General features: G+C 71.3%; 23 protein-coding genes. 10 read left to right on the top strand and 13 right to left on the bottom strand.

What is annotated here, in order from left to right; genetic code table 11:
- Positions 1-24 precede the first annotated feature (24 nt).
- The 4 genes from MJ607_RS18985 to MJ607_RS18970 form a co-directional block, all read right to left on the bottom strand.
- On the bottom strand, positions 25-1,248 hold the full coding sequence (locus tag MJ607_RS18985) for a DUF222 domain-containing protein (RefSeq protein ID WP_243077200.1): 1,224 nt from the start codon (positions 1,246-1,248) through the stop codon (positions 25-27).
- 142 nt (positions 1,249-1,390) lie between these two features.
- Positions 1,391-2,224, bottom strand: a complete 834-nt coding sequence (locus tag MJ607_RS18980; RefSeq protein WP_243077199.1) for a Cof-type HAD-IIB family hydrolase — start codon at positions 2,222-2,224, stop codon at positions 1,391-1,393.
- A complete protein-coding gene (locus MJ607_RS18975) occupies positions 2,221-3,108 on the bottom strand; it encodes an SAM-dependent methyltransferase (protein ID WP_243077198.1) in 888 nt (295 codons plus the stop codon). The genes MJ607_RS18980 and MJ607_RS18975 overlap by 4 nt, the downstream gene beginning before the upstream one ends.
- A gap of 61 nt (positions 3,109-3,169) precedes the next feature.
- A complete protein-coding gene (locus MJ607_RS18970) occupies positions 3,170-4,309 on the bottom strand; it encodes a peptidoglycan-binding protein (RefSeq protein WP_243077197.1) in 1,140 nt (379 codons plus the stop codon).
- A gap of 142 nt (positions 4,310-4,451) precedes the next feature.
- On the opposite strand from MJ607_RS18970, the gene MJ607_RS18965 reads away from it, so the two are divergent.
- A complete protein-coding gene (locus MJ607_RS18965; protein ID WP_243077196.1) occupies positions 4,452-4,661 on the top strand; it encodes a three-helix bundle dimerization domain-containing protein in 210 nt (69 codons plus the stop codon).
- Between the two features lie 24 nt (positions 4,662-4,685).
- Here the strand turns inward: MJ607_RS18965 and MJ607_RS18960 are convergent, their stop codons facing one another.
- Both MJ607_RS18960 and MJ607_RS18955 read right to left on the bottom strand, forming a co-directional pair.
- Positions 4,686-5,762, bottom strand: coding sequence for a HAMP domain-containing sensor histidine kinase (locus MJ607_RS18960; protein WP_243077195.1), 1,077 nt, complete (start codon positions 5,760-5,762; stop codon positions 4,686-4,688).
- On the bottom strand, positions 5,755-6,450 hold the full coding sequence (locus MJ607_RS18955) for a response regulator transcription factor (protein WP_243077194.1): 696 nt from the start codon (positions 6,448-6,450) through the stop codon (positions 5,755-5,757). The genes MJ607_RS18960 and MJ607_RS18955 overlap by 8 nt, the downstream gene beginning before the upstream one ends.
- A 118-nt stretch (positions 6,451-6,568) precedes the next feature.
- Between MJ607_RS18955 and MJ607_RS18950 the strand changes: the two genes are divergently transcribed.
- A complete protein-coding gene (locus tag MJ607_RS18950) occupies positions 6,569-7,210 on the top strand; it encodes a M15 family metallopeptidase (protein ID WP_243077193.1) in 642 nt (213 codons plus the stop codon).
- Positions 7,207-7,791 carry a VanZ family protein gene (locus MJ607_RS18945; protein ID WP_243077192.1) on the top strand — a complete coding sequence of 195 codons (585 nt, stop codon included), beginning with the start codon at positions 7,207-7,209 and terminating at the stop codon, positions 7,789-7,791. Before MJ607_RS18950 ends, MJ607_RS18945 begins: the two co-directional genes overlap by 4 nt.
- Positions 7,792-7,811: 20 nt before the next feature.
- Here the strand turns inward: MJ607_RS18945 and MJ607_RS18940 are convergent, their stop codons facing one another.
- Positions 7,812-8,006 (bottom strand): hypothetical protein, encoded by a 195-nt coding sequence (locus MJ607_RS18940; protein WP_243077191.1) that lies wholly within the window; start codon positions 8,004-8,006, stop codon positions 7,812-7,814.
- Positions 8,007-8,185: 179 nt separating this feature from the next.
- Between MJ607_RS18940 and MJ607_RS18935 the strand changes: the two genes are divergently transcribed.
- The 3 genes from MJ607_RS18935 to MJ607_RS18925 all read left to right on the top strand — a co-directional run bounded on the left by MJ607_RS18935 (position 8,186) and on the right by MJ607_RS18925 (position 11,553).
- Entirely contained in the window at positions 8,186-8,842 is a 657-nt protein-coding gene (locus MJ607_RS18935) for a ThuA domain-containing protein (RefSeq protein WP_243077190.1), read from the top strand.
- Between the two features lie 149 nt (positions 8,843-8,991).
- A complete protein-coding gene (locus MJ607_RS18930) occupies positions 8,992-10,338 on the top strand; it encodes a vanadium-dependent haloperoxidase (RefSeq protein ID WP_243077189.1) in 1,347 nt (448 codons plus the stop codon).
- Between the two features lie 165 nt (positions 10,339-10,503).
- The gene (locus tag MJ607_RS18925; RefSeq protein ID WP_243077188.1) at positions 10,504-11,553 is read left to right on the top strand and encodes an epimerase; all 1,050 of its coding nucleotides are present in this window, start codon (positions 10,504-10,506) and stop codon (positions 11,551-11,553) included.
- Here MJ607_RS18925 and MJ607_RS18920 read toward each other — a convergent pair.
- Positions 11,542-14,253, bottom strand: coding sequence for an alpha-L-rhamnosidase (locus MJ607_RS18920; protein WP_243077187.1), 2,712 nt, complete (start codon positions 14,251-14,253; stop codon positions 11,542-11,544). The two genes, MJ607_RS18925 and MJ607_RS18920, sit on opposite strands and share 12 nt — an antisense overlap.
- 98 nt (positions 14,254-14,351) lie before the next feature.
- Here MJ607_RS18920 and MJ607_RS20290 point away from each other — a divergent pair, with 98 nt between their 5' ends.
- A complete protein-coding gene (locus MJ607_RS20290) occupies positions 14,352-15,026 on the top strand; it encodes a TetR/AcrR family transcriptional regulator (RefSeq protein ID WP_243077186.1) in 675 nt (224 codons plus the stop codon).
- Here the strand turns inward: MJ607_RS20290 and MJ607_RS18910 are convergent.
- Entirely contained in the window at positions 15,004-15,705 is a 702-nt protein-coding gene (locus MJ607_RS18910; protein WP_243077204.1) for a VIT family protein, read from the bottom strand. The two genes, MJ607_RS20290 and MJ607_RS18910, sit on opposite strands and share 23 nt — an antisense overlap.
- A 184-nt stretch (positions 15,706-15,889) precedes the next feature.
- On the opposite strand from MJ607_RS18910, the gene MJ607_RS18905 reads away from it, so the two are divergent.
- From MJ607_RS18905 to MJ607_RS18895, 3 genes are read left to right on the top strand one after another with little or no spacing between them, the layout of a single operon-like run.
- Positions 15,890-17,317 (top strand): ferric reductase-like transmembrane domain-containing protein, encoded by a 1,428-nt coding sequence (locus MJ607_RS18905; RefSeq protein WP_243077185.1) that lies wholly within the window; start codon positions 15,890-15,892, stop codon positions 17,315-17,317.
- Positions 17,318-17,338: 21 nt separating this feature from the next.
- A complete protein-coding gene (locus MJ607_RS18900) occupies positions 17,339-17,890 on the top strand; it encodes an FMN-binding protein (protein ID WP_243077184.1) in 552 nt (183 codons plus the stop codon).
- The gene (locus MJ607_RS18895; protein WP_243077183.1) at positions 17,890-18,744 is read left to right on the top strand and encodes an FAD:protein FMN transferase; all 855 of its coding nucleotides are present in this window, start codon (positions 17,890-17,892) and stop codon (positions 18,742-18,744) included. Before MJ607_RS18900 ends, MJ607_RS18895 begins: the two co-directional genes overlap by 1 nt.
- Before the next feature lie 2 nt (positions 18,745-18,746).
- Here the strand turns inward: MJ607_RS18895 and MJ607_RS18890 are convergent, their stop codons facing one another.
- From MJ607_RS18890 to MJ607_RS18875, 4 genes are all read right to left on the bottom strand, one after another.
- Positions 18,747-19,727 (bottom strand): sensor histidine kinase KdpD, encoded by a 981-nt coding sequence (locus MJ607_RS18890; protein WP_243077182.1) that lies wholly within the window; start codon positions 19,725-19,727, stop codon positions 18,747-18,749.
- A complete protein-coding gene (locus tag MJ607_RS20285) occupies positions 19,724-20,404 on the bottom strand; it encodes a response regulator transcription factor (protein WP_308193864.1) in 681 nt (226 codons plus the stop codon). Before MJ607_RS20285 ends, MJ607_RS18890 begins: the two co-directional genes overlap by 4 nt.
- Before the next feature lie 69 nt (positions 20,405-20,473).
- Positions 20,474-21,130 (bottom strand): response regulator transcription factor, encoded by a 657-nt coding sequence (locus tag MJ607_RS18880; protein ID WP_243077181.1) that lies wholly within the window; start codon positions 21,128-21,130, stop codon positions 20,474-20,476.
- Positions 21,127-22,848, bottom strand: coding sequence for a GAF domain-containing protein (locus tag MJ607_RS18875; protein WP_243077180.1), 1,722 nt, complete (start codon positions 22,846-22,848; stop codon positions 21,127-21,129). Before MJ607_RS18875 ends, MJ607_RS18880 begins: the two co-directional genes overlap by 4 nt.
- Between the last annotated feature and the right edge of the window lie 161 nt (positions 22,849-23,009).

Genomic DNA, 23,009 nt, shown 5'->3' with positions numbered 1-23,009 from the left:
CGAAAGTGTCAATGGATCTCGGGGTCAGGCCGCCACCAGGACCGGCCCACGTCCATGCTCTCTGTGGATCTCGCACCAGCCGGCGGGGATGCCGCAGCCGGGGATGATGCAGCCGCCGTCGCGGAGCGCGATCGCGCGGCGCTGATGCCGGTTGAAGACCCGCTCTTCGGTGCCCAGGCGCTGGATGCGGCCGTTCTGTCCGAGCAGCACCCGCTGGATCAGCCCCGCGCAGCCCGCGTGCCGCGCCGCGGCCGTCGAGACCGGCTCGTCGGTGCCCTCCAGGTGCGCCCAGCCGGTGCCGGTGGCGAGGTCCTGAGCGCAGACGGACACGACCAGGGTGGGGGCGGCGCCGCCGATCGTGGGCAGCAGTCCGCTGGATGCCGCGGTGGTCAGTGCGGTCGCGAGCGCATCATGGCGGCGCTGCGCCTGGGTGCGCGGGTCGGGCAGGAACGCGTCCTCGTCGGGCTGATCGGGCCGGAAGCCGACAGCGCCGCTGGAGCGGGAGGCGCCGGTGGCGTCGCAGATCCGCTGGAACTGGGCGGCGACCTCCGGCAGCAGGGCGCCGGTGATCGGGACCACCCCGTCGCGGGCGCGGCCGAGGGTGATGCCGCGCAGTCGGGCGGCGCGTTCCTCGCGGGGTTCGGCGCCGTCCTGGTCGAGCGCCGCCGCCCAGGCCAGCGCTTGCACGCGGAGCAGGTCGGCGCAGGCCGGGGGTGCGGCATCCGGACCCTCGCCGCGCGCCTCGGCAGCGAGTACGGTGTCGGCCAGCAGCAGGTCGTCGCGTCCGACCCGGTCGCCCATCGCGTCCAGCGGGCCGGCGACGGCGAGCAGCCCGTCCAGCCCGACCTCCCCGTCGATCAGCGCGTCGCGCATCGCGGGCAGCCGCGGCGGCTGCGGCGCGCCGTCCAGGCGCTGCTCGACGAGCACCGCCCGCGCTCCGCGCTGCAGCCGCGCGGCTGATCCCGGGCCGATACGGGTGAGTCGCTGGAGGAGTTCGCTGACGTCGTGGCAGCCCATCCGGGTCGTGAGCCGCTGGTCCCGCTCCGGGGTGCGGGAGCGGCGGGTCACCTCACCGGTCGCTTCGATCAGCAGCGCATCCACGAACCGGCCGAGCTCCCCGATCAGCACCGTCGCGTCGGCCAACTCGGTGTCCAACGCGCCCCGCATTCCGCCCGCCCCGACCACCTCAGCGGCGAGCCCGCGAACCTGCTCGACCGTGTCGCGGAGTGCGGCGATCGACTGCTTCATCACCCCATTCTGCTCGGGGGCTCCGACATTGGAACGCCCGTTTTAGCCTGGTGAAGAGCAGTTTTCCGGGCCTGAGCGTTTCGTCTCGACGCTGCGCTCCTCGCTCAACGACCGGGGAAGATCTGACCCCTCGAGAGAGAACTCACGCCAGCCCGTGGCTCCGGAACGCGACAGCGACCCCGTCGTCCGTGACGGACGCCGTGATCTCATCCGCGCGAGCCTTCACCGTGCCGTCGGCGTTTCCCATCGCGATGCCGACACCGACGACGTCGAGCATCTCGAGGTCGTTGACGCTGTCGCCGATGCCGATCGTGTCCTCGAGTCGCAGGCCCAGCTGATCGATCAACTGGACGATTGCGCTGCCCTTGTTGATCCCGGCGAGCGTCACTTCGCCGCCCGCCTCGCCGAGGTATGGGATCGTGCCCGTGATGACGTGGAACCGGTCGCCGAGGGCGTCCCGCACGTGCGCGAACGTCGTCTCGTGCTCGCCGAAGAAGGACGCCTTCGCGATGCCCTCGCGCGGCACCGGGCCTCGGCGGGTGAACTCCTGCGCCATACGCGCGCCCTCGCCCTCGTCGTCCTCGAGGTGGATGCCGAGCCGCGCGAACACAGGGACCAACCGCGTGAGGAGTCCCGCGCTCGGATACACCGCCTCGTACGCCTGCATCGCGTACTCGATGCCGAACGACCCGAACAGCGCTTCGAGCTCGTCGACCGCCTCCGGTGGCATCGTGCGCCGCGCGAGCAGCTCGCCGTCCATCTCGATGAACCCGCCACCCGCTGAGACCACGCCGTCGAAGCCGAGGTCGGTCACGAGCGTCGGGATCTCGGCTCGCGAGCGACCCGTGCACAGGAACAGCAGGTTTCCGCGGTCGCGCGCCGTGGAGAGTGCCTGTGCCACCGCGGGAGAGACCTGCTGATCGTGGCCGACGAGGGTGCCGTCGACATCCAGGAATACGATCCGTCGTTGCGTCATGACGCGTCCTTTCGTGGTCGCACTGCCGTCACGAATCCGCCGCGCGACGCACCGGCGGCCTGGCGGTCGTCGCCGGGCCGCAGCGCACGCCCGTACCGATGCTCGAGCTCGGCGATCGGGGTGCTCTCGGCGCTCCACCCCGCCCGGACGATCAGGTCGACGGGGTCGGGCGGATCCGCCCGCGCGAGCACGTCGTCCATCGGCAGCCCCGTCGCGCGCGAAAAGGTCTCGAGCCGCTCCCGCGCTTCGGGCGTGTCCTCGATCGGCACGGCGCGTTCGATGACGGCGCGCGATCCGGGCGCCGAAAGGTGCACGACGTCGTCGAGCACGGCCCCTTGGTCGTGCGCCGCGAGGTAGGGCAGCAGACCCTCGAGCACCCAGTGCGTCGGCTCGGACGGTCTGAAGCCCTGCGCGACGATGTTCGAGGCCCACGGCCCGGTGACGTCCGCGGCGATCGGGACACGCCGGCAGCGCGGGACGGCACGGGATGCCTCGGCCACACGGCCCGTGAACGCGACGACGTCCGCGTGGTCCAACTCGAAGACGGTCGTCTCGTCCGGCCACCCGAGGCGCCACGATCTCGTGTCGAGTCCGCTCCCCAGGATCACGATCTGCCGTAGCCCGCCCGCCGCGAGCGCGTCGTCGACGAACCGTGTGCGCAGGCCGATGTAGAGCGAGCCCAGCAGCAGCGACTGCTCGAGCGGCGGGACGTTGTCGGGGTCGGCGGGCCACGACGCGGGGTACGGCACGTCGAATCCGGATGCCGCGACCAAGGCGGCGGCCCACGGATCGCGCACGAGCGCGTCGGCGCGGGTGGACTCGAGGGCTCGCGCCGCGGCGACCGCGACCGCGGTCTTGCCGACGCCGTGCAGATCGGAGGTCATCCCCTCCATTGTTCCCCGCGCCTTTCCAGCCCGCGGGGTCGTTCGCGGCGAGCGGACCGCGTCAGCTCGTCGGCTCGCTCGACGGCTCGGGCTCGGGCTCGGGCTCGGGCTGAGTGAGGTCGGCGATCGCCTGCTGGAACGCGGCGACGGTCGCGGCATCCACTATCCCCGTCGGCTCGACACCGAGCTCGGTCTGGAAGGCGATGATCGCCTCGGTGAGCTCGGGGGTCCAGATGCCGTCGACGGGTCCGTCCCAGAACCCGACGAGCTTGAGCGTCTGCTGGATCGCGGCGGTCGATGCGACGGACGCCTGCGCCGCGGCGCCGCCGAGGGCGAGCAGCTGGGCCTGGAGCGCTTCGGTCGTGGCCTTGTCCATCGCGCCGGTGACGGGGAGCCCGTTGGCGGCCTGCAGATCCTCGACGGCCTGCACCGTGAGCGGTCCGTAGATGCCGTCGATCGGGCCCGTGTAGTACCCCGCCGTCGCGAGCTCCTGCTGCAGCGCGGCCGTGTACGCGCTGACCGCGGCGTCGGCCTGCACCCGCTGCTCGTCGGTGACGCAGCCCGTGTCGAGGAACAGCCGCAGCCACGCCAGCTCGAGCGCGACGACGGCGCTGTTGAACTGCTCGGAGGCGTCGGTCAGGCGCGTCTCATCGGTGATGCCCGCCGAAGTGCTCGCGAAGTCCGCCTCCGCCTGCGTGACACGGTCGACGGATGCCGTCGGCGCGAGCGGTGCAGGAGTGGTCGGTTCCGCGTCCGGCGCGGCGGGCTCCTCGGTGGATCCCTGCGCCGCGGCGAGCGCCGCCTGCGCCTCGGCGAGCTCCTGCTCGGCCGTCGCGAGGTCGTCGCGCGCCGTGACGGCGGCTTCCGCACCGTCGAACGCGTCGTCGCGGGGCGCCGCGAGATCCGCGCCCGCGTTGCGGACATCGCCGACCGTCGGCGCCGTGGCGGTGAGCACATCGCCGTACACGTCGAGCGCCGAGATGTAGGTCTTCGCGGCATCGCAGAACTCGCTCGACGCCGCCGCGAGCTCGGCCTGCGCCTCGGCGACGGCCTTCTCCTTCGCGCTGACCCGCGCCTGAGCGCGGTCCACGGCATCGGGTCCTTCGATGTTCGCGCAGCCGGAGAGCACGACGGCGGCGGCGGTGAGCCAGACCGCACTGACGGCGAGGGCCTTGGGGACCCTGGTGCGAGGGGTGTTCACGCGCTGCCTCCGAACTCGAACTGACGGGTTTCGGCCCATCATGGCACCCGCACCCGCGACCCCTCGTCATCCCGCGCATGGCAGCCGCCTTCCTCGCTAGGCTCTGAATCGTTCCACGCCCCACCTCCGGAAGCGCCTCGCCATGACTCGCGAAACCCCCGATGAAGACGCGGCGATCGCCGACGTCGTCGACCGACTGGCCGAGCGGTTCCCGACGCTCCCGAGGGAGCGGATCGCGGCGGCCGTCGCCGAGTCGCACGCCCGCTTCGAGGGCGCCAAGGTGCGCGACTTCGTGCCCGTTCTGATCGAGCGAGAGGCCCGCGCGCTGCTCGAGCAGCCCGTCGCGAGTTGACCGCCGCCGCGTCGGTTGACGCGGCTATCCGGGCAGCTCCACCGTGACCCTCAGACCCCCTGCGTCCCGGGGAGCGAGCGTCAGGGATCCGCCGTGGGCACGCACGATGGCGGCGACGATCGCGAGGCCCAGGCCGACACCCGCGTGGGTGCCGCTCTTCGCGCGCTCCGCGCCGCGTTGAAACGGCTCGGCGAGGGTCGCGACGAGCGCGGGAGTCAGCTTTTCACCCGTGTTCTCGACGGTCAGGATGCCGCGTCCCGCCCGCGCCGTCGTTCCGACGTGCACGGTCCCGCCGGTGGGCAGATTGTGCACGATGGCGTTGTGGATGAGGTTCGTCGTGAGTTGCAGCAGGAGCGCGGGCGACCCCTCGACCGGCGTGAGGTCGCCCGTCGTCTCGAGGGTGATGCCGCGCTGCTCCGCGAGCGGAAGGAGCGTCTCGGCACCCTCTTCCGCGAGCAGTGAGAGATCGACCCGTTCCTTCGCGAACGCCTGCTGATCGGCCCGGCTCAGCAGGAGCAGCGCCTCGGTCAGCTCGATCGACCGCGCGTTGATCGCGGAGAGCCGCTCGAGCAGCTGCGCCGTGTCGGAGTCCGGATCGCTGCGGGCGACCTCGAGCAGCGTCTGCGAGATCGCGAGCGGCGTGCGCAGCTCGTGCGACGCGTTGGCCGCGAACCGCCGCTGCTCGGCGATCTGCGCCTCGAGTCTCGCGAGCATCGCATCGAAGGCGTCGGCGAGCTCGCGGAACTCGTCCTGCGCGCCGGGCAGCGCGATGCGGTGCGACAGCGAGCCGCTCGCGGCGCGGCGTGCGGCATCCGTGATCCGCTCGAGCGGGGCGAGCATGCGGCCCGCCAGGATCCACCCGCCCACGAGACCGAAGGCCAGCAGGAAGACGAGCATCCAGCCCGCTGCCGGCAGGAAGGCGCGGATGAGATCGTCGCGGCCCGGCACGAAGCCGCCGATCGTCGGGACGGCATCGCGCGGCACGTAGCGCAGCAGGAACACCCACACGACGGCGAGCAGCAGGAAGCCCGCCACCATGAGGAAGCCCGCGTAGCTGAGGGCGAGTTTCTGGCGGACGCTCAGCCCCGGCGGCCTAGCCATCGTCACCGGGGCGGCGTGCGGCATCCGGATCCGCATCGATCCGGTAGCCGACCCCCGCGACCGTCGCGATCAGCCACGGTTCGCCGAGTCGCTTGCGCAGCGCCGAGACCGTGATGCGGACGGCGTTCGTGAAGGGGTCGGCGTTCTCGTCCCACGCGCGTTCGAGCAGCTCTTCCGCGCTCACGACCCCGCCCTCCGCGGCGAGGAGCACGTCGAGCACCGCAAACTGCTTGCGGGTCAGGGCGACGTAGCGGCCGTCGCGGTAGACCTCGCGCCGGAACGGGTCGAGACGCAGGCCCGCGAGCTCGCGGACGGGCGGCCGGAGGTGCGCCCGCCGCCGGTCGAGCGCACGCAGGCGCAGCACGAGCTCGCGCAGCTCGAACGGCTTCGTGAGGTAGTCGTCGGCGCCCAGCTCGAAGCCCGACGCCTTGTCGTCGAGCCGGTCCGCCGCCGTCAGCATGAGGATCGGGATGCCGCTGCCCGACGCGACGATGCGCTCGGCGACCTCATCGCCCGACGGCCCCGGGATGTCGCGATCGAGGACCGCGATGTCGTAGGCGTTGACGCTCAGCAGCTCGAGTGCCGTGTGGCCGTCGCCCGCGATGTCGGCCGCGATGGCCTCGAGTCGCAGACCGTCGCGGATGGCCTCCGCCAGCAGCGGCTCGTCCTCGACGATCAGCACGCGCACGCTGCCGATCCTACGAGCCGGCACATATCGCGGGCGTATCGTCCCGCGCATACGCTCTCGCAACACGCGCGCGTGTGGGGTGGAGAGCATGCCCTCCCCCAGACCCCTCGGTACACGCGTGTCCCTGCTCGCCGGCCTCGTCGCCGCAGCCCTCGTCATCGGCGTCGCGGTCGCCGGGGTGCTCGGCGTCCAGCCCTCGCAGGCGTCGCCGACCGCGGGGACTCGCGCAGCTGAGGTGCCGGCCGCGGCCTCCGACACCGAAGACTCCTTCCCCGCAGCCGCGCCGCTCGATGGCCCCGGCGGCGTCTCAGCGGAGGACGGCGGCGTCGGCGCGGGCGTGACGGTCTTCGACGACGCCGTGCCCGCTGTCGCGAACCTCGACGCCGACCTGCGCGATGCCCTCCGCCGCGCCGCGACGGCCGCTGCCCGTGAGGGCGTGACGTTCTCGGTCAACAGCGGCTGGCGCTCCGCCGCCTACCAGGACCGCCTGCTGCGCGAAGCCGTCGCCGATTACGGCTCGGCGGAGGAGGCGGCCCGGTGGGTCGCGACCTCCGAGACGTCGCTGCACGTGCAGGGCGCCGCGATCGACATCGGAGGATGGGATGCCGCGGCCTGGCTCGACGCCCACGGCTCCTCGTACGGCCTGTGCCGGATCTACGACAACGAGCCCTGGCACTTCGAGCTGCGGGCCCGCGCCGTCGACGAGGGATGCCCGGCGCTCTACATCGACCCGACGCACGACCCGCGGATGCGGTCGTGACCGCGATCGAGACCCCCGCCCGCCGTCACGGCCTCCTGGTGGCGCTTTTCGGGGTCTACGTGTTCCTGCTCGTGTGGCTCGTGCTGTTCAAGCTCGAGGCGCCGTGGGTCGGCCTGGGCGAGATGCGCCGCATCAAGCTCGTGCCCTTCGCTCACAGCGCCGCGTACGGGGCGAGCACGCCCTTCGACGTCGTCGCGAACCTGCTGCTGTTCGTGCCGTTCGGCCTCTACCTGGGTCTGCTTGCGCCGACGTGGCGGTGGTGGAAGGCCGCCGCGGTGATCGCCGCGACGAGCCTCGCCCTCGAGGCGGCGCAGTTCGTGCTCGCCGTCGGAAGCACCGATGTGACGGACGTCATCGTCAACACGGCGGGAGGCGTAGTCGGGCTGTGGCTCTGTGCAGGGGCGCACCGCCTGCTGCGGGCGCGGGCGGGCGGGATCCTGCAGCGGATCCTCGTGGTCGGGTCGGTGCTGGGAGCCGTCGCGACCGCCGCGTTCCTGGCGTCGCCCGTGCACTTCGCTCCACGCGACGTCGGCGTGGGACTGCACCGCGCACTGCACGACGGAGGGGCGGAGGCGCCCTGAGGCGTCCCAGCCGCCTCAGGTCAGCGCCGGCGCCGGGCGATGCCGACCGCGATGAGCACGACGCCCACGATCAGCACGATCGGACCGATGATGGCCCACAGCGTCGAGCCGCTCATGGCCGATCCGCCGAGCACGCCCACACCCTGCAAGGTCCATACGAGCCCGACGAGGACCAGGATGACGCCCGGGACGACGAACAGCCAGATTCGCTTCACGCTTCTGATCTCCAATCGAGAGCCGATCGACCCGGGCCCGGTGGCGATCCATCCGCCGGGGGGCTGCTCCAGATTCCTCCGCTGCGTCATGGCCGTCAAGATCCCGCCGGGAACCGCACGATCGAGGGTTCTTCGCTCTCATCTGCGGGAGGATCGACACCGAGCCCCGGAGGAGAACCATGCGAGCAGTCATCGCGAGCGGCACGGGACGGTACGCCGACCCGTGGCATCCGTTCCCCAAAACGTCCCCTCTCGTCGCCGAGATCCTGCGCGACGCAGGATTCGAGGTCGCTGTGGATCCGGATGTCGATCACGCCGTCGCTCACCTGGACGACGTGGACCTCCTCGTCGTCAACGCGGGCGACCCCTGGCGTGACCACGACGAGACGGGCGCGACGCCCGCGCCGGACGCCCTCGCCGCCGCCCTGGAGCGCGGGATCGGCGTGATCGCGCTGCACTGCGCCGTCGCGTCGCTGCGCGACTACCCGGAATGGGCGCCCGCGATCGGCGCGATGTGGGTGCCGGGGCTCTCTTACCACCCCACGGCGGGCGTGATCTCGGTGGCTGTCGGCGGCCTCCCCGGGCAGCCGCATTCGTCGTTCGAGGTGCACGACGAGAGCTACTGCCGCCTGCAGCGACTGGGGCGTTCGACCGTGGTCGCCGAGCACCCCGGCGACGGGAGTCCCGAGCCGGCTGCGTGGATCCGCGAAGCGGGTGCCTCGAGGGTCGCCGTCGACGTCCTCGGCCATGACGAGCGCTCGTACGAATCCGCAGGGCACCGCGAGCTGCTGCGTCGGCTCGCGCTGTGGGCGGTCCAGGCGTCGACCCGGCCCTGACCGGGCGTCGCGGGGCTCGTCGCCGCGACATCCACGAAAAGATTCCAGTGGACTTCGCCGCTCCACCTGTGCTATAGACACGGCTTCGCATCAGTGGGACAGTCGGAGGTACCCGAGGCCTTCCCCTCGGATCGTCACTTGGGGGAGTCATGAATCATCGTCGATCCATCATCCTGCTGGCCGTAGCACTCGTCGCATCCGCCGCCCTCGGCGCACCCGGCGCATCGGCCGCACCGCCCGTCCCGTCGGACGCGAGCGAAGTCGTCCATTGGAACGAAGTCGCGACCACCACGCTCGCCGCCTTCCCGGGGCCGAGCGGCGGCGCGCCGCCCGCGTTCCAGATCAACATGGGCATGACCCAGGGCGCCGTCTACGACGCGGTCAATGCGATCGGGCCCAAGCGGTACCAGCCGTATCTGCTCGACCGGCGCTTCGGCGCGAAAGCGTCGACGGATGCCGCAGCCGCGACGGCCGCGTACGACATGCTCTACGAACTGGTCGATACTGCACCTCCGACGCCGGCGTTCCCCGCGCGGGACACGCTCAAGGCGACACTCGCCGCGGAATACGCGGAGTCGCTCGCCGCCGTGGCGGACGGCCCCTTCAAGCGGCAGGGCATCGCGGCGGGGCATGCGGCAGCCGACGCCATGCTCGCGGCGCGTGCGGACGACGGACGGTTCGGCCCATCCCCGTGGACGCTGAACCCGCTGCCCGGTCACTGGTCGCCGCTCATCGGCGCCAACGGCCTGCCGGCCCTCGACCCGACCCCGTGGGCGGGGAACGTCACGCCGTTCCTGATCGAGAGCCAGTCGCAGTTCCGCAGCGCTCCGCCGCTCGCGCTCGACAGCCCGGCCTATGCGGCCGAGGTCAACGAGGTCCAGATGCTCGGCAGGGCGACGGGGTCGACCCGCACGGACGAGCAGACCTGGATAGCGCGGTGGTGGCAGAGCGCGCCCATCCTCAGCTGGAACGAGGTCTCGAGGCAGCTCATCGAACGCAGCGGAATGAGCGCCGGCGACAGTGCGCGGCTGCTGGCCCTCCAGAACATGAGCGGCGCAGATGCGCTGATCAACTGCTGGAACGACAAGTACCACTACGACTTCTGGCGGCCGTGGAACGCGATCCAGCGCGCCGACGAGGACGGCAACGCCGCAACGACCGCCGAGACCGGCTGGACCGCCCTCATCACGGCGCCCTACCCCGAGGCTCCGTCAGGCCACAACTGCAACGACGGCGCACACGTCACGATCCTGCGCATGTACTTCGGCGACGTGATCGCGGGCGGCTTCCAGATCACGAGCTTCTCGGGGGCGCTCCAGCCCGGCGACCCGAGGGTCCGAACGTTCGCCTCCTTCTCGCAGCCGATGGCCGAGCTCATCGAGGCGCGCATCTGGGCGGGCCTGCACTTCCGCTTCGCGGACGTGCAGGGCCAGATCCTGGGCGCGAACGTCGCGAACTACGGCGCGGCCCATCACTTCCAGGCGGTGGGCCACTGACAGCCTCCCTCGTTCGCACTCGGCCGCGACGGACGCCCGTCGCGGCCCGAGTTATGCGGCGACCGAAGGGAGCATCTCGATGGGGAACGGGATCGCCTCCGCGATCCCGTCGCCGTGGAGCAGGTCTCATTTCTGAACATGTTCAGAAACGGGTACTGTCGTCTCATGGACGACAGGGGCAGGCCGATCGCGGTGATCGCGGGTGCGAGCGGGTTCGTCGGGCGCGCCGTCGCCGAGGCGCTCGCTGCCGACGGGTACACGCTGCGCCTCATCGGCCGCAGCGAGTCCGTCCGGTGGAGCGATCCGGATGCGGTGCGGCATGCGGTCGACGGCGCGGACGTCGTGGTCAACCTCGCCGGCAAGTCGGTCAACTGCCGCTACACCGATCGCAACCGCGAGGCGATCCTCGAGTCGAGGGTCAGCACGACGCGCGCCTTGCGCGAGGCGATCGCCGGGGCGGACAGTCCGCCGCGGGTCTGGCTCAACGCCTCGACGGCCACGATCTACCGGCACTCGATGGACCGCCCGAACACCGAGGCTGACGGCGAGCTCGGCACGGGCTTCTCGGTCGACGTCGCCGCCGCGTGGGAGCGCGAGCTCTTCGCAGGCTCCCTCCCCCGCACGCGGCGCGCGGCACTGCGCATGGCGATCGTGATCGGGGACGGGCCTGCGACGCGGATGCTGCTGGGCCTCGCGCGCGCCGGCCTCGGCGGAACCCAGTTCGACGGATGGTGCCCGCCGCACCGGCGCTACCGCGGAATCGGCGATCGCCCGACGGGTTCCGGCCGGGCGCCCTGGCATCGCACGGGCGGACGCCAGCGGTTCAGCTGGGTGCACCTCGGCGACGTCGTGGCGGCGATCCGGTTCATCCGCGACGACGACAGCCTCTCGGGGCCGATCAACATCGCCGCGCCGCAGCCGTCCGACAACCGCACGCTCATGCGCACCCTGCGGGACGTCGTCGGGGCCCCGATCGGGCTGCCGACGAGGCGATGGATGCTGGAGCTCGGCATGTGGGCGCTGCGCAGCGAATCCGAGCTCGTCATGAAGAGCCGGTGGGTGCTGCCGGGAGCGCTCACGGACGCGGGCTTCACGTTCGCCCACACCGGTCTGCGCGCCGCTCTGCAGGATGTGCGGGGGAAGGCGCGCTCGCCGCTCACCCGCACCGACTTCGCTGCGGTGACGGATCGGAAATCACACGCGTCAGACGAGTGATCGGGCCGGCGTGAAGGTGTGATTCGAGCGCCCCGGGGCGAGTGGCACTGTCCGGTCGTCGACGAGCAGCTCGGCATCGATCCCGAAGGGGACGGCGACCTCGACGGTCAGGGTGTCCGCATGGCGCTCCCACGCCACAGCGAGCGGGCCGTACGGGGTGCCGACCTCTGCACTCACGTGGTCGACCCCGGCCTCGACGTCCGGCGCGATCCGGGCACGGCGCCATCCGGGCGCTGACGGCGCGATGCCCGCGACACGGCGGTAGAGCCAATCGTCGACGCATCCGAAGGCGTAGTGGTTGAGCGACATGGCGCGGATCGTGCCGTCCGCCGCGATGGCGTCCCACGTCTCCCATATCGTCGTGGCGCCGTGGTCGACGGCGTACAGCCACGACGGCGACTCGTCCTGCCAGAGCACGGCGCGCGCGAGATCCCGGTGACCCGTGTCCCACAGCGCGTCGAGCAGGTAGGACACCGAGAGGAAGCCCGTGTCGAGGCGATTCCCCCGAGCCCGCACCAGCTCGGCGAGCCGGTCGCCGGCGCGATCGCGCAGGTGCGCCGGCACGATGTCCAGACCGAGTGCGAGCGCGTACATCCCCTGCAGCTCGACCGGCAGGGCGCCGTCGGCATCGAGGTACTCCGCGGCGAACGCGGCACGCACGTGCGCCGCGCGCGCGGCCAGCTCGCCGGCCGCGGCATCCCTCTCCAGAACCGTCGCCATGCGGGCGGCGAGCGTCAGCGTATGGGCCTGGAACATCGGTGCGACGAGCTCCGACGTGAGCGCCGGCGCGATGCCGATCGCCTCGTGCGTCGGGCGCCCCTCGAGCGTGCTCGGGGTGAGCCAGTCGCCGAAGTGCTCCCCGGTGTTGTAGAGCAGCCGCTGTCGGTCGCGGCGCTGCGGAGTGAGCTGCCCCGCATCGATGCCGGCCGGCAGCCCCGCGGCGGCGACGTCGGTCTGGTAGCCGATCCAGGCCAGGACCGCGTCGAAGTTCTCCTCGAGCACGCGCACGTCGCCGTAGCGCTCGTACAGCACCCACGGGACGATCGCGATCGCATCGCTCCATCCGGCCGCCGCGACGATCGAGCCGATCCCCTGCCCCTTCGCGGCAGCCTCGGCGTCGTAGGGCGTGTACGGCGAGATGACCGTCACACGGCCGTCCGCGCGCTGGTCCGCTCGGACGTTGTCCAGCCAGCGCGACAGGAACGGCAGGACCAGGGCGTTGTTGGTGGCCGCCTGCGCGAACACCTGCAGGTCGCCGGTCCACCCCGCGCGCTCGCGCTGCGGGCAGTCGGTCGGCACCGACAGGAAGTTGGCCCGCTGACTCCACACGACGTTCTCGTGCAGGCGGTTCAGGCGCGCGTCCGAGCTCGAGAAGCGGCCCGTCTGCTCGAGGTCGCTCGAGAGCACGATCGCCGTGACGTCGGCGGGGTCGAGCCGATCGAGTCCTGTGACGCGGGCGTAGCGGAAGCCGTGGAACGTGAACTCCGGCTCCCACCGCGTCTCATCGAGGCCGGCGGAGACGAACACGTCCCGCTGCTCCTTGTTGATGCCGGCGATGTTGACGAACCACCGCCCGTCGGCGTCGAGGGTCTCGGTGTGCTCGACGGCGACCGCGTGCCCCGCGGGGAGTCCGCGCACCGTCAGTCGGACACGGCCCGCGATCACCTGGCCGAAGTCCACGACCCAGCCGGCGTCGGCCGCGGTGACCGATCGCGCCGACAGCTCGGCGACCCGCCGCACCGGCTCGCCGCGGAACGGCACGAGCACTCTCGCGTCCACCCCGGCGTCTTCGACCGGCTCCCACTGCGCGTCGTCGAAGTCCGCCGCATCCCACCCCGCGGCCAGTTCGCGGGCATCGAAGTGCTCGCCGACGAACAGGTCGGCATACCGCCAGGGACCCGGGATGCTGCACACACCGGCATCGGAGGTCACGGTCTGCGTCGTGCCGTCGGCGAAGGTCGCGACGAGCGTCCACGTCGCCGACGTCGTGTCGCCGAACTGCGCACTCGACCCCGTGAGGCCGATCCGTCCCGCCCACCAGCCGTCCGCGAGCGCGACGCCGAGCGCGTTGTCGCCCGCCTGCAGCTGCGCCGAGACGTCGTAGGTCTGGACGCTGATGCGGTGCGTGTAGCTGTCGAAGCCGGGCGCGAGCACCTCGTCGCCGACGGCTTGCGCGTTGAGGTGCGCGCTGTAGATGCCGCGCGCGGTGATGTGCAGCCGACCCCGGACGGGCCGCTCGCGGAGCGTGAAGCGCTGGCGCAGCAGGTGCGCGGGGCGCAGCCGCTCGGCGACGGGGGCATCGGGCTGGGCACCCCGGATCCAGTCGAGGAGCGTCCACCGCTCGACGACGGTCGGCTCCTGGACGGGACGCACCCACGATGCCGTCCAGTCCGTCAGCGACGGGGCGGTTCCGAATGTGGATGTCGCGGTGCGAACGTCATCGCCGGACCAGCTGGAGACGCGCCACACGAAGTCGGCGTCCGGCGCGAGCGGCGGTCCGCCGTAGGACCGCAGCGAGGTGTCGGCGTCATCGACGCGGCCGCTGTCCCACACGATGTCGCCGGCCGTGGTCTCGACCGTGAGCCGGTACGCCGTCTGCGCGTGGCCGGCGATCCACGAGAAGCGCGGCTCGGCGGTCGCCAAGGCGAGGGGCTCCTGCAGGAGTTCGACGCGCAGGTCGCGGCATCCGTCGGTGCTCATGGGTGTCTCCTTCGTCGCGGCAGCCCTGCTGGCCACTCGGGAGCGTAGCATCAAAACCTTACGTCGAAGGTTTTAAGGATCTGGGATAGCGTGACGGCGTGAGCGACACCGGCCGGCGCAGCTATCAGGTCGGTCGCGAGCGTCGCGACCGGATTCTCGATGCCGCGCAGCGCTGCTTCCGGGATGCCGGCTACTCGCCGACGTCGTTGGCCGAGATCGCCCGCGCCGTGGGACTGACGACCCCGGGGCTGAAGCATCATTTCGCGACGAAAGACCATCTGCTGCTGGCGCTCGCCGAGCGCCGGTTCGATCTCGCGGCGGCGCGGGCCCTCGACCGCGCGCCGGCCCACGACGGCACCCGCGCCCTGCGCATGATGTACGACGTCGCTCGCCTCTACGGGTCCCAGCCCGAGCTGATGGAGCTCTTCGTGCTCGTGTCCGCCGCGGCGGCCGACCCGTCCAGCGCGGCGCACGACGTGTTCTCGGAACGCTACGAGCGGACGATCGACGAGATCGCCTCGGCGTTCCAGGAGGACGTCGATGCGGGGCTCCTCCGCGAGGATCTCGACGCTCATGCGCTCGCGCGCGAGTGCGTCGCCGTCGCCGACGGCCTCCAGCTGCAGTGGGTGCTCTCCCGCGGGACCATCGACTTCGCCGAGATGGTGCGCGTGCACCTGGAACGGCTCGCCCCCGGCATCCTGAGGTCCGGCGCCTCGGTCGACCTCGCTGCCGAGCCGGTGGTGCCGGCGATCAGGCGATCCCGCTCGTATTGAGCAGCGCCCCGATCGCGAAGGTGGCGGCCAGCGCGATCGCCCCGCCCACGACGACGCGGACGGTCGCCCGGGTGACGGGACTTCCACCGATGCGCGCGCCCAGCGCTCCCGTTATCGCGAGTGCCACCAGCACGATGAGGAAGGTCACGGGGATGCGCACCGGTTCGGGAAGCAGGATCGTCAGGAAGGGCAGGATGCCGCCGCAGACGAAGGCCAGCGCGGACGCTGCGGCCGCGCGCCACGGGCTCACGAGGTCGTCGGGATCGATGTTGAGCTCGATCGACAGATGCGCGCGGAGCGCATCCCGCTCGGTCAGCTCGACAGCGACCCGCTGCGCGGTCTCGGCGCTCAGACCCTGCGCCCGGTAGAGGCTCGCGAGTTCGGCGAGCTCCTGCTCGGGCATCGTGCGCAGCTCCTCCCTCTCCTTCGCGATGAGCGCCCGCTCGCTGTCGCTCTGACTGCTCACCGACACGTACTCGCCCAGCGCCATCGAGAGGGCACCGCCGATCAGCGCCGCCGAAGCGGCGGGGATGATCGCCGAGAGATCCGGTGTCGCCGCGGCGACACCGACGGCGATCGCCGCCACCGACACGATGCCGTCATTCGCGCCGAGTACTCCCGCGCGCAACCAGTTCAGCTTTCCCGCGATCCCCGCGACGTGCGGCTCGCCACCATGCATGCTCACGCCACCACCGTAGGACCTCCTTCTCGCGGAGTCAGGCTGCACGGCAGAAGACCCGAGCTCGTCGTGGAGAGCGCACAACGGGCAGTCCCTCTCGCCGCGAGCCGAGCGTTCCCTATGAGGTGACTGTGTCGGGCCGATTCTTGGACTCGCCTCAGAATCCGGCGTCGACCATGAGTCCATGACCGCACTCGCTCCCCGCACCGGAAGGATCGCGACGACGGCGTCGCCGGCACGTCTCCTCGTGCCGCAGAACCCGCGCACCGCCGTCTGGCACGCGTGCGCGACGATCGTCATCTGGCTCACGAGCCTGTTCGTCGTCGCCCTGTGGGTCGTCGGCGGCGGAGTGACGGCGACGATCGGCTTCACCGCCGAGACGCTCACGACGCTGGGCCGGCTCACGGGACTCGTGTCGGCGAACCTGCTGCTGTACCAGGTGCTCCTCATGGCGCGGATCCCCCTCTTCGAGCGAGGATTCGGTCGCGACGCCATGACCCGCATGCACCGCTTCGTCGGGTTCTGGTCGTTCTGGCTGCTGGCAGCCCACATCGTGCTGCTCATGCTCGGCTACGCCGCGACCGCCGCGATCAACCCGTTCGTGCAGCTCTGGCAGTTCGTCGTGGACTACCCCGGGATGCTGCTCGCGACCGCAGGGACCGTCCTGATCGTGCTGGTCGTAGTGACGTCGATCCGGAAGGCGCGGAGCAAGCTGCGCTACGAATCGTGGCACCTCCTCCACCTCTACGCGTACCTCGGCGTCGGGCTCGCCCTCCCTCACCAGCTGTGGACCGGCGCCGACTTCCTCTCCTCACCCCTGGCCACCGCGTACTGGTGGACGCTCTGGGCTGCGGCCGCGGCATCCGTCGTCATCTTCCGCATCGGGATGCCGCTGCTGAAGTCAGCGCGTCACGGCATCCGTGTCACGGCTGTCGAGCGCGACGGAGACCAGGGAGTGACCGTGCGGATGTCGGGGCGCCGACTTCACAGGCTCGGAGCCCGGGCGGGCCAGTTCTTCGTCTGGCGATTCGCCGACGGACCCGGCTGGACCCGCGGACACCCGTTCTCGCTCTCGAGCGCACCGGCCTCCGCGGGACTCTCGATCTCGGCGCGCATCGCGGGAGACGGCACGGAGCGGCTCACGCGCCTCCGCCCCGGCACACGGGTGCTTGTCGAGGGCCCCTACGGACACATGACCGGCGCCGCCCGGAAGGGGACGAAGCTGCTGATGATCGGTGCCGGCGCCGGTGTCGCGCCCCTCGTCTCGCTGCTCGAGGAGCAGCCCTACGCGCCCGGCGACGCGATGCTCATCACCCGGGACCACGCGGAAGGCGATGCGCTGCGCCTGGGCGCGATCGGCGACCTCGTCGCGCAGCGCGGCATCCGTTTCGCGCCGCTGCCCGGGCCGCGTTCGCCCGGGCCGTCGTCGTGGCTTCCCGCGAGCCACGGCGCGTGGCGAGGAGCCGAGCTCATCCGCCACGTCGCGCCCGATCTCGACGCCTACGACGTCTACCTCTGCGGACCGATCCCCTGGATGGCGTCCGTCGAGGCCGACCTCCGCGACGCCGGCGTCGCGCCCGACCGCATCCATTCCGAAGCGTTCACGGTCTGACCCGCCGAAGCAGGAGCCATCATGAAGAAGATCGTCTACGCACTGCTCGCGACCCTCAGCGGGCTCGTGCTGCTGTTCAGCTACCGCACATCGCTCGAGGCTGTCCAGCCCGGAGCCGCGCTCGAACCTGTCTCGTCGAGCGGGACGACGACAGCCGGACCGACGACCTCCGACGCGTCCGGGTCCGACGACGAATCGGATTCGGGCGAGGCGTCGGACAAGGACTCGTCCGACAGCTCGTCGTCGGACACCGGCACCTCGTCGTCGGGGAGCGACTCGACCACTTCGGGCCTCAGCGACGGCACCTACACGGGTGGGTCCGCGAACACGCGCTACGGCCCCGTGCAGGTGCAGATCACCGTGTCGGACGGTCAGATCGCCGATGTGCAGGTCATCGACTACCCCCACAGCAACGGCCGCGATCAGGCGATCAACCAGCGCGCGATCCCCGTGCTGGTCTCTGAGACCACTCGCGCGCAGAGCTCGCAGATCAGCATGGTCTCGGGCGCCACCTATACGAGTCAGGGGTACATCGCCTCGCTCCAGAGCGCGATCGATCAGGCGAGCTCCTGATGACCCGGATCGGATCCGACCGCCTGACGCCGCGACGCATCGTGCGCGTGGAAGAGATCATGGGGATGCCGATCAGCATCCATGTGCTCAACGACAGCGGTGCGCTCAGCGGCACATCGCAGCGAGCGATCGACGGATGCTTTGCCGAACTCCGCGACATCGACCGCGTTTTCTCGACCTACCGTGAGGACTCCGACATCCGTCGGATCGCGCGCGGTGAGCTCGACCTCGCTGACGCCGACCCGCGTGTCGCGGAGGTCGCAGCGGCCTGCCGAGCAGCGCGGATCGAGACAGGCGGACTCTTCGGAGCGCACTGGAAGGGCTGGTTCGATCCCACCGGCTACGTCAAGGGCTGGTCGGTCGAGAACGCCGCGCGGCGGCATCTGGCCCCCCTGGTCGCGCGCGCGATCGACGACGTCGCGGTCGGCATCAACGCCGGCGGCGACATGCAGCTGTTCACGGCCCCCACGGCCGACTGGCGCTGGACGGTCGGCATCGCCGACCCGAGCCGGCCCGGCGAGATCGTCGCACAGCTCGAGATCGTCGAGGGAGCGGTCGCGACATCCGGTTCCGCGGAGCGCGGTCATCACATCGTCGACCCGCGCACGGGAGACCCTGCTGTCGGCGTCGCGAGCGCATCGGTCGTGGACGGCAGTCTCGCCCGCGCGGATCTCTGGGCGACCGCCGCCGTCGTGGCGGGCTTCGACGACCGCTCGTGGATCGCGCACGCCGGCACGCGCACCGGCATCCTCATCGCCGATGACGGCCGCGTCGCGCGGTGGCTCGGCGGGACCGGCGTCGACGTCGTCGGCGCCGACCCGACGCTGACCTCCGCACCGGCCCCGGTGCCCTGAGCTCAGCGCGCCGACGGCAGCCGGAGCAGGAACGTCGCCCCCTCCCCCGAGGTGCTCTCGACGACGACGCTGCCGCCCGCGCGCACCGCGACGTCGCGCACGAGGGACAGCCCGATCCCGAAGCTCCGGCGCCGACCGCTCTCGGACGAACGCGCGAACCTGTCGAACACGGCATCGGGCTCGATCCCGCTGATGCCCGCGCCGCGGTCGGAGACGCGGATCTCGGCCATCCCGTTCTCGACCCCTGCCGTGACGGCGACGGTGGTGCCCGTCGGCGAATGCTGCACCGCGTTGTCGACGAGCGCGACGACGAGCCGCACGAGCGTCACCGGGGCCAGCTGCACCTCGGCTTGCTGTCGCGCGTCGACGGCGAGCGCCACGCCCGCCTCGTCCGCGAGCGGGCGCAGCATCTCGAAGGCCGTTCCGATGGCGGCGGAGACGGAGGCCGACGCTCCGGCGCCCGCGGCCCCTCCCTCCGCCGCGAGCAGCAGATCGTCGAGCACGTCGGACATCATCGCGGCATCGCCTCGCAGCTGGACGATGGTCTCGTCGATCGGCTCGCCGCGCTGCCGGCGTCTCTGCAGCAACTGGACGCGGCTCGTCAGCGTCGTCAGCGGCGTGCGCAGCTCGTGGGAGGCGTCGGCCACGAAGTTGCGCTGAAGCCGCAGCGCCTCGGCCAGAGGCCCGACCGATCGGCGCGCGGCGAACCAGGCGACCGCGCCGAGCAGCAGCACCCCCAGCAGTCCCAGCACGACCACGACGGGAACCAGCTTGTCGACGTCGATGACGAAATCGTCGCCGGGTCCGTGACTGCCGGGAAACGCCCCCGGATGCTCGACCGATTCGACCCTGCGATTGAGCAGGATGACCGCGATCAGGATGCCGACGCCGCAGGCGATCGCGATCGCGGACGCGATCCCGACGTACAGCCCGATCGACAGCGCCGCGCGCTGCACCCTGCGGCGGTCGTCTTCGTCGCTCATGAGGGGTTGCCTGCGCGATAGCCACGGGTGCGGACGGTCTCGATCATGTCCCGCGTGGACTTGCGCCGCACGTAGTGCACATACGTGTCCACGGAGCTCGCCGTCTCCCCCTCGCGGAACACCGCCCCGAGGATCTCCTCGCGGCTGAAGACGTGCTCCGGACTGCCGCTCAGCAGTTCGAGCAGCGCGCTCTCCGTCGCCGTGAGCGCGATGCGGTAGCCGCTCGGATCGTAGAGCGCCTGGGACGCCGGAGTGAACGCCCACTCGCCGAGCTGACGCCGACCGGCGTCCGCGGCGAATCCCCGCCGCAGTGAACGCAGCCTCGCGAGCAGCTCGTCGTAGTCGAACGGCTTCACGAGGTAGTCGTTGGCTCCCCCGTCCAGTCCCGATACGCGGTCGTCGACAGAGCCCAGTGCCGTGAGCATGAGGATCGGCGTCGTGATGCGGGCGGTCCGCACCGCTCGGATGAACTCGACGCCGTCCATTCCCGGCAGCCGCCGGTCGACGACCATCACGTCGTAGCGACCGCGGAGGGCGAGCCGCAGAGCGTCTTCGCCCGTCGCGGCATGGTCGACGTGATACGCCTCGGACAGCACCTCGACGGTCATGCCGGCGATGTCGGCGTCGTCCTCGACGTAGAGGAGCTCGGCGCGTGCTGCGTCAGTGATCTCGGACACCCTCGCTCCCCTGTCGGCTCGGTCAGAGCCTAGAACCGGATCCGATGTGCGGCATGTGAGACAGCGTCGTCACGAGCCGAAGCCGCGCGGACGGGCCGGATCCGGGTGGTCGCGCTGGAAGACGGCGGCCTGGGTGCGCCGCTCGAGTCCGAGCTTGCTCAGCATCGACGACACGTAGTTCTTCACCGTCTTCTCGGCGATCCCGAGCTGATCGCCGATCTGGCGATTCGTCATGCCCTCGGCGATGAGGCGCAGGATCTGCCTCTCGCGCAGACCGAGCGAACCCAGCCGAGGGTCGTCGTCGGCCGGATCCTGCATGCGCGAGCGGGCAGTGCGCAGAGCGTCGGCGTCGAGCAGCGTGCGACCGCTCGCGACAGCGCGGATCGCATCGGTCAGGTGCGACGCCCGCACGTTCTTCAGGACATAGCCGGCTGCACCCGCGAGCACGGCCGCCGACATCGCGGTGTCATCGTCGTACGCCGTGAGGATCAGGCAGGCGACGGAGGGCATGCGAGAGCGGACGTCTCGGCATACGTCGATCCCGCTGCCGTCAGCGAGCCGGACGTCCAGGACCGCCACGTCAGGGCGCGTCGCCTCGATGCGGCCCAGCGCCTCGCGCGCGGTGCCCGCTTCACCGACGACGTGCATGTCCGCTTCGCCGTCGATCAGGTTGCCGAGCCCGCGCCGGACGATCTCGTGATCATCGACCAGGAAGACGCCGATCACCCGACACCCTCCGCATCGACTGCCAGGGGCTGTCCGAGTGGCGCGATCCACGTGGCAGAGGTGCCGAGTGGGCTCGTCTCGACGTGGAACCGGCCGCGCAGGGCGCGCGCCCGCTCGTCGAGGTTCGCGAGGCCGCGTCGCGCGGCATCCGGTGGGATTCCATCGCCGTCGTCGACGACGACGACCGTGACCTGATCCTCGGCGACGGCGACGTCGAGTGAGACGCGATCCGCGTTCGAGTGCCGGAGGGCGTTGCTCAGCAGCTCGCGCGAGACGGCGACCACCTCTGTGGCGAGCGTGTCGCGCACCAGGTGGTCGACGGGCCCCGTGAAGCGCACTGCGGGGGGACGATGACCGTGCGACGACAGCTCACCCACGACATCCAGCAGGCGATGCCGGAGGGATGCCTCGTCTCGCTGTGAGAGGGCGAAGACGACGGTCCGGATCTGCCGGATCGCGTCGTCGAGATGGTCGATCGCGTCGCCGATCTCATCGTTGTCGAGGCCCGGGCCGAGGCGCGCCGAGACGCTCTGCAGGGAGAGGCCCGTGCCGAAGAGCTGCTGGATGACGTGGTCGTGCAGATCCCGTGCGATACGTCGATGGTCGTCCGCGAGGAGGGCGCGCTGCGCGTCCTCGCGTGCGCGGGCGAGGTCCAGCGCGATGCTCGCCCGAGAGGCGAGGTCGCTTGCGCTGCCGATCTCGGCGGCCGAGAACCTACTCCCCTCGGGCGCGCGCGCGAGCAGCGTCACTCCCCACATGCCGGCGCGTGAATGGAGGGGTGTCACGAGTGCGGGACCGCTGACCCCGCCGCCCGATACGAGAAGCGGCTCCTCGCCGCTCTCCGGCTTCCGCCCCTCAGCGTGCGGCTGCCCGTCGATCAGGACGGACGCGACGAGGCCGGAAGGCTCGACCACCGACCCCGGGACGAGGGAAGGCGAGTCGCCACGGGATGCCGCGACCCGAAGCCGGTCGTCGGAACCCCTCAGCAGGATCGCGACGTGGTCTGCCGCGGCGACGTCGTGCAGGCGGCCGGCGACCAGATCGAGCACCGAGTCGCTCGGAGTCGACACGATCGCGGAGGCGAGCTCGGCAGCCGCGGAAGCCCATCGCTCGCGCACTTCGACATCGGCGAAGAGGCGCGCATTGTCGATCGCGAACGCGGCGGTCGCCGCGAGGGCGCTCAGCAGCTGCTCGTCCTCCTCGGTGAAGGTCCCCTGTCGCCGATTCGTGAGATAGAAATTCCCGAACACCTCGCCCCGGACTCGGATCGGCACCCCGAGGAACGCGTCCATCGGCGGGTGCCCCGCGGGGAACCCGACGGCGCGCGCGTCGTCCGCGACGCGGTCCAGTCGGATGGGATTCGGATCGTCGATGAGAGCTCCGAGCAGACCCTGTCCCGAGGGCTGGTGGCCGATCGCCTCGGCCTCCCTCTCCGTCATCCCGACGTAGATGAACTTCTCCAGCCCATCCTTCTCCGGCGTGAGCACTCCGATCGCCCCGTAGTCGGCCTCGACGAGATCCATCGCGGCCTCCACCGCGCGCCGAAGCACCTGAGGCAGGTCGATCTGCTCGACGACGGTCTGGCTCGCGCGCAGCAGCGAGCGCAGTCGACCCTGGGTCCGCATCACCCGCTCGCCCTGGGCCAGCAGATTCGTGATCGCCGCTTCGAGGTCGGCCCTGGGCCCATCCGGGAAGGAGAGCGCGTCGGTCTCGGACACCGCGTCACCTCCCATGATCGCCGTCACCTGTCAGGTTAGGCTCCGGCGTCCGCCGTAGCCAGTGCGCCCGGGGCGGCGCCGGGAGGGAGCGGCCGGACCGCACCCGAGGGACCTTCGTCCCCTCGCCGAAAGGGCAGCGGAGGTGGGATGGAAGCACGAAG

The organism is Microbacterium sp. SS28 (genome assembly GCF_022761035.1).
Classification (GTDB): Bacteria; Actinomycetota; Actinomycetes; order Actinomycetales; family Microbacteriaceae; genus Microbacterium.
This window is presented reverse-complemented; position numbering and strand designations above follow the sequence as displayed.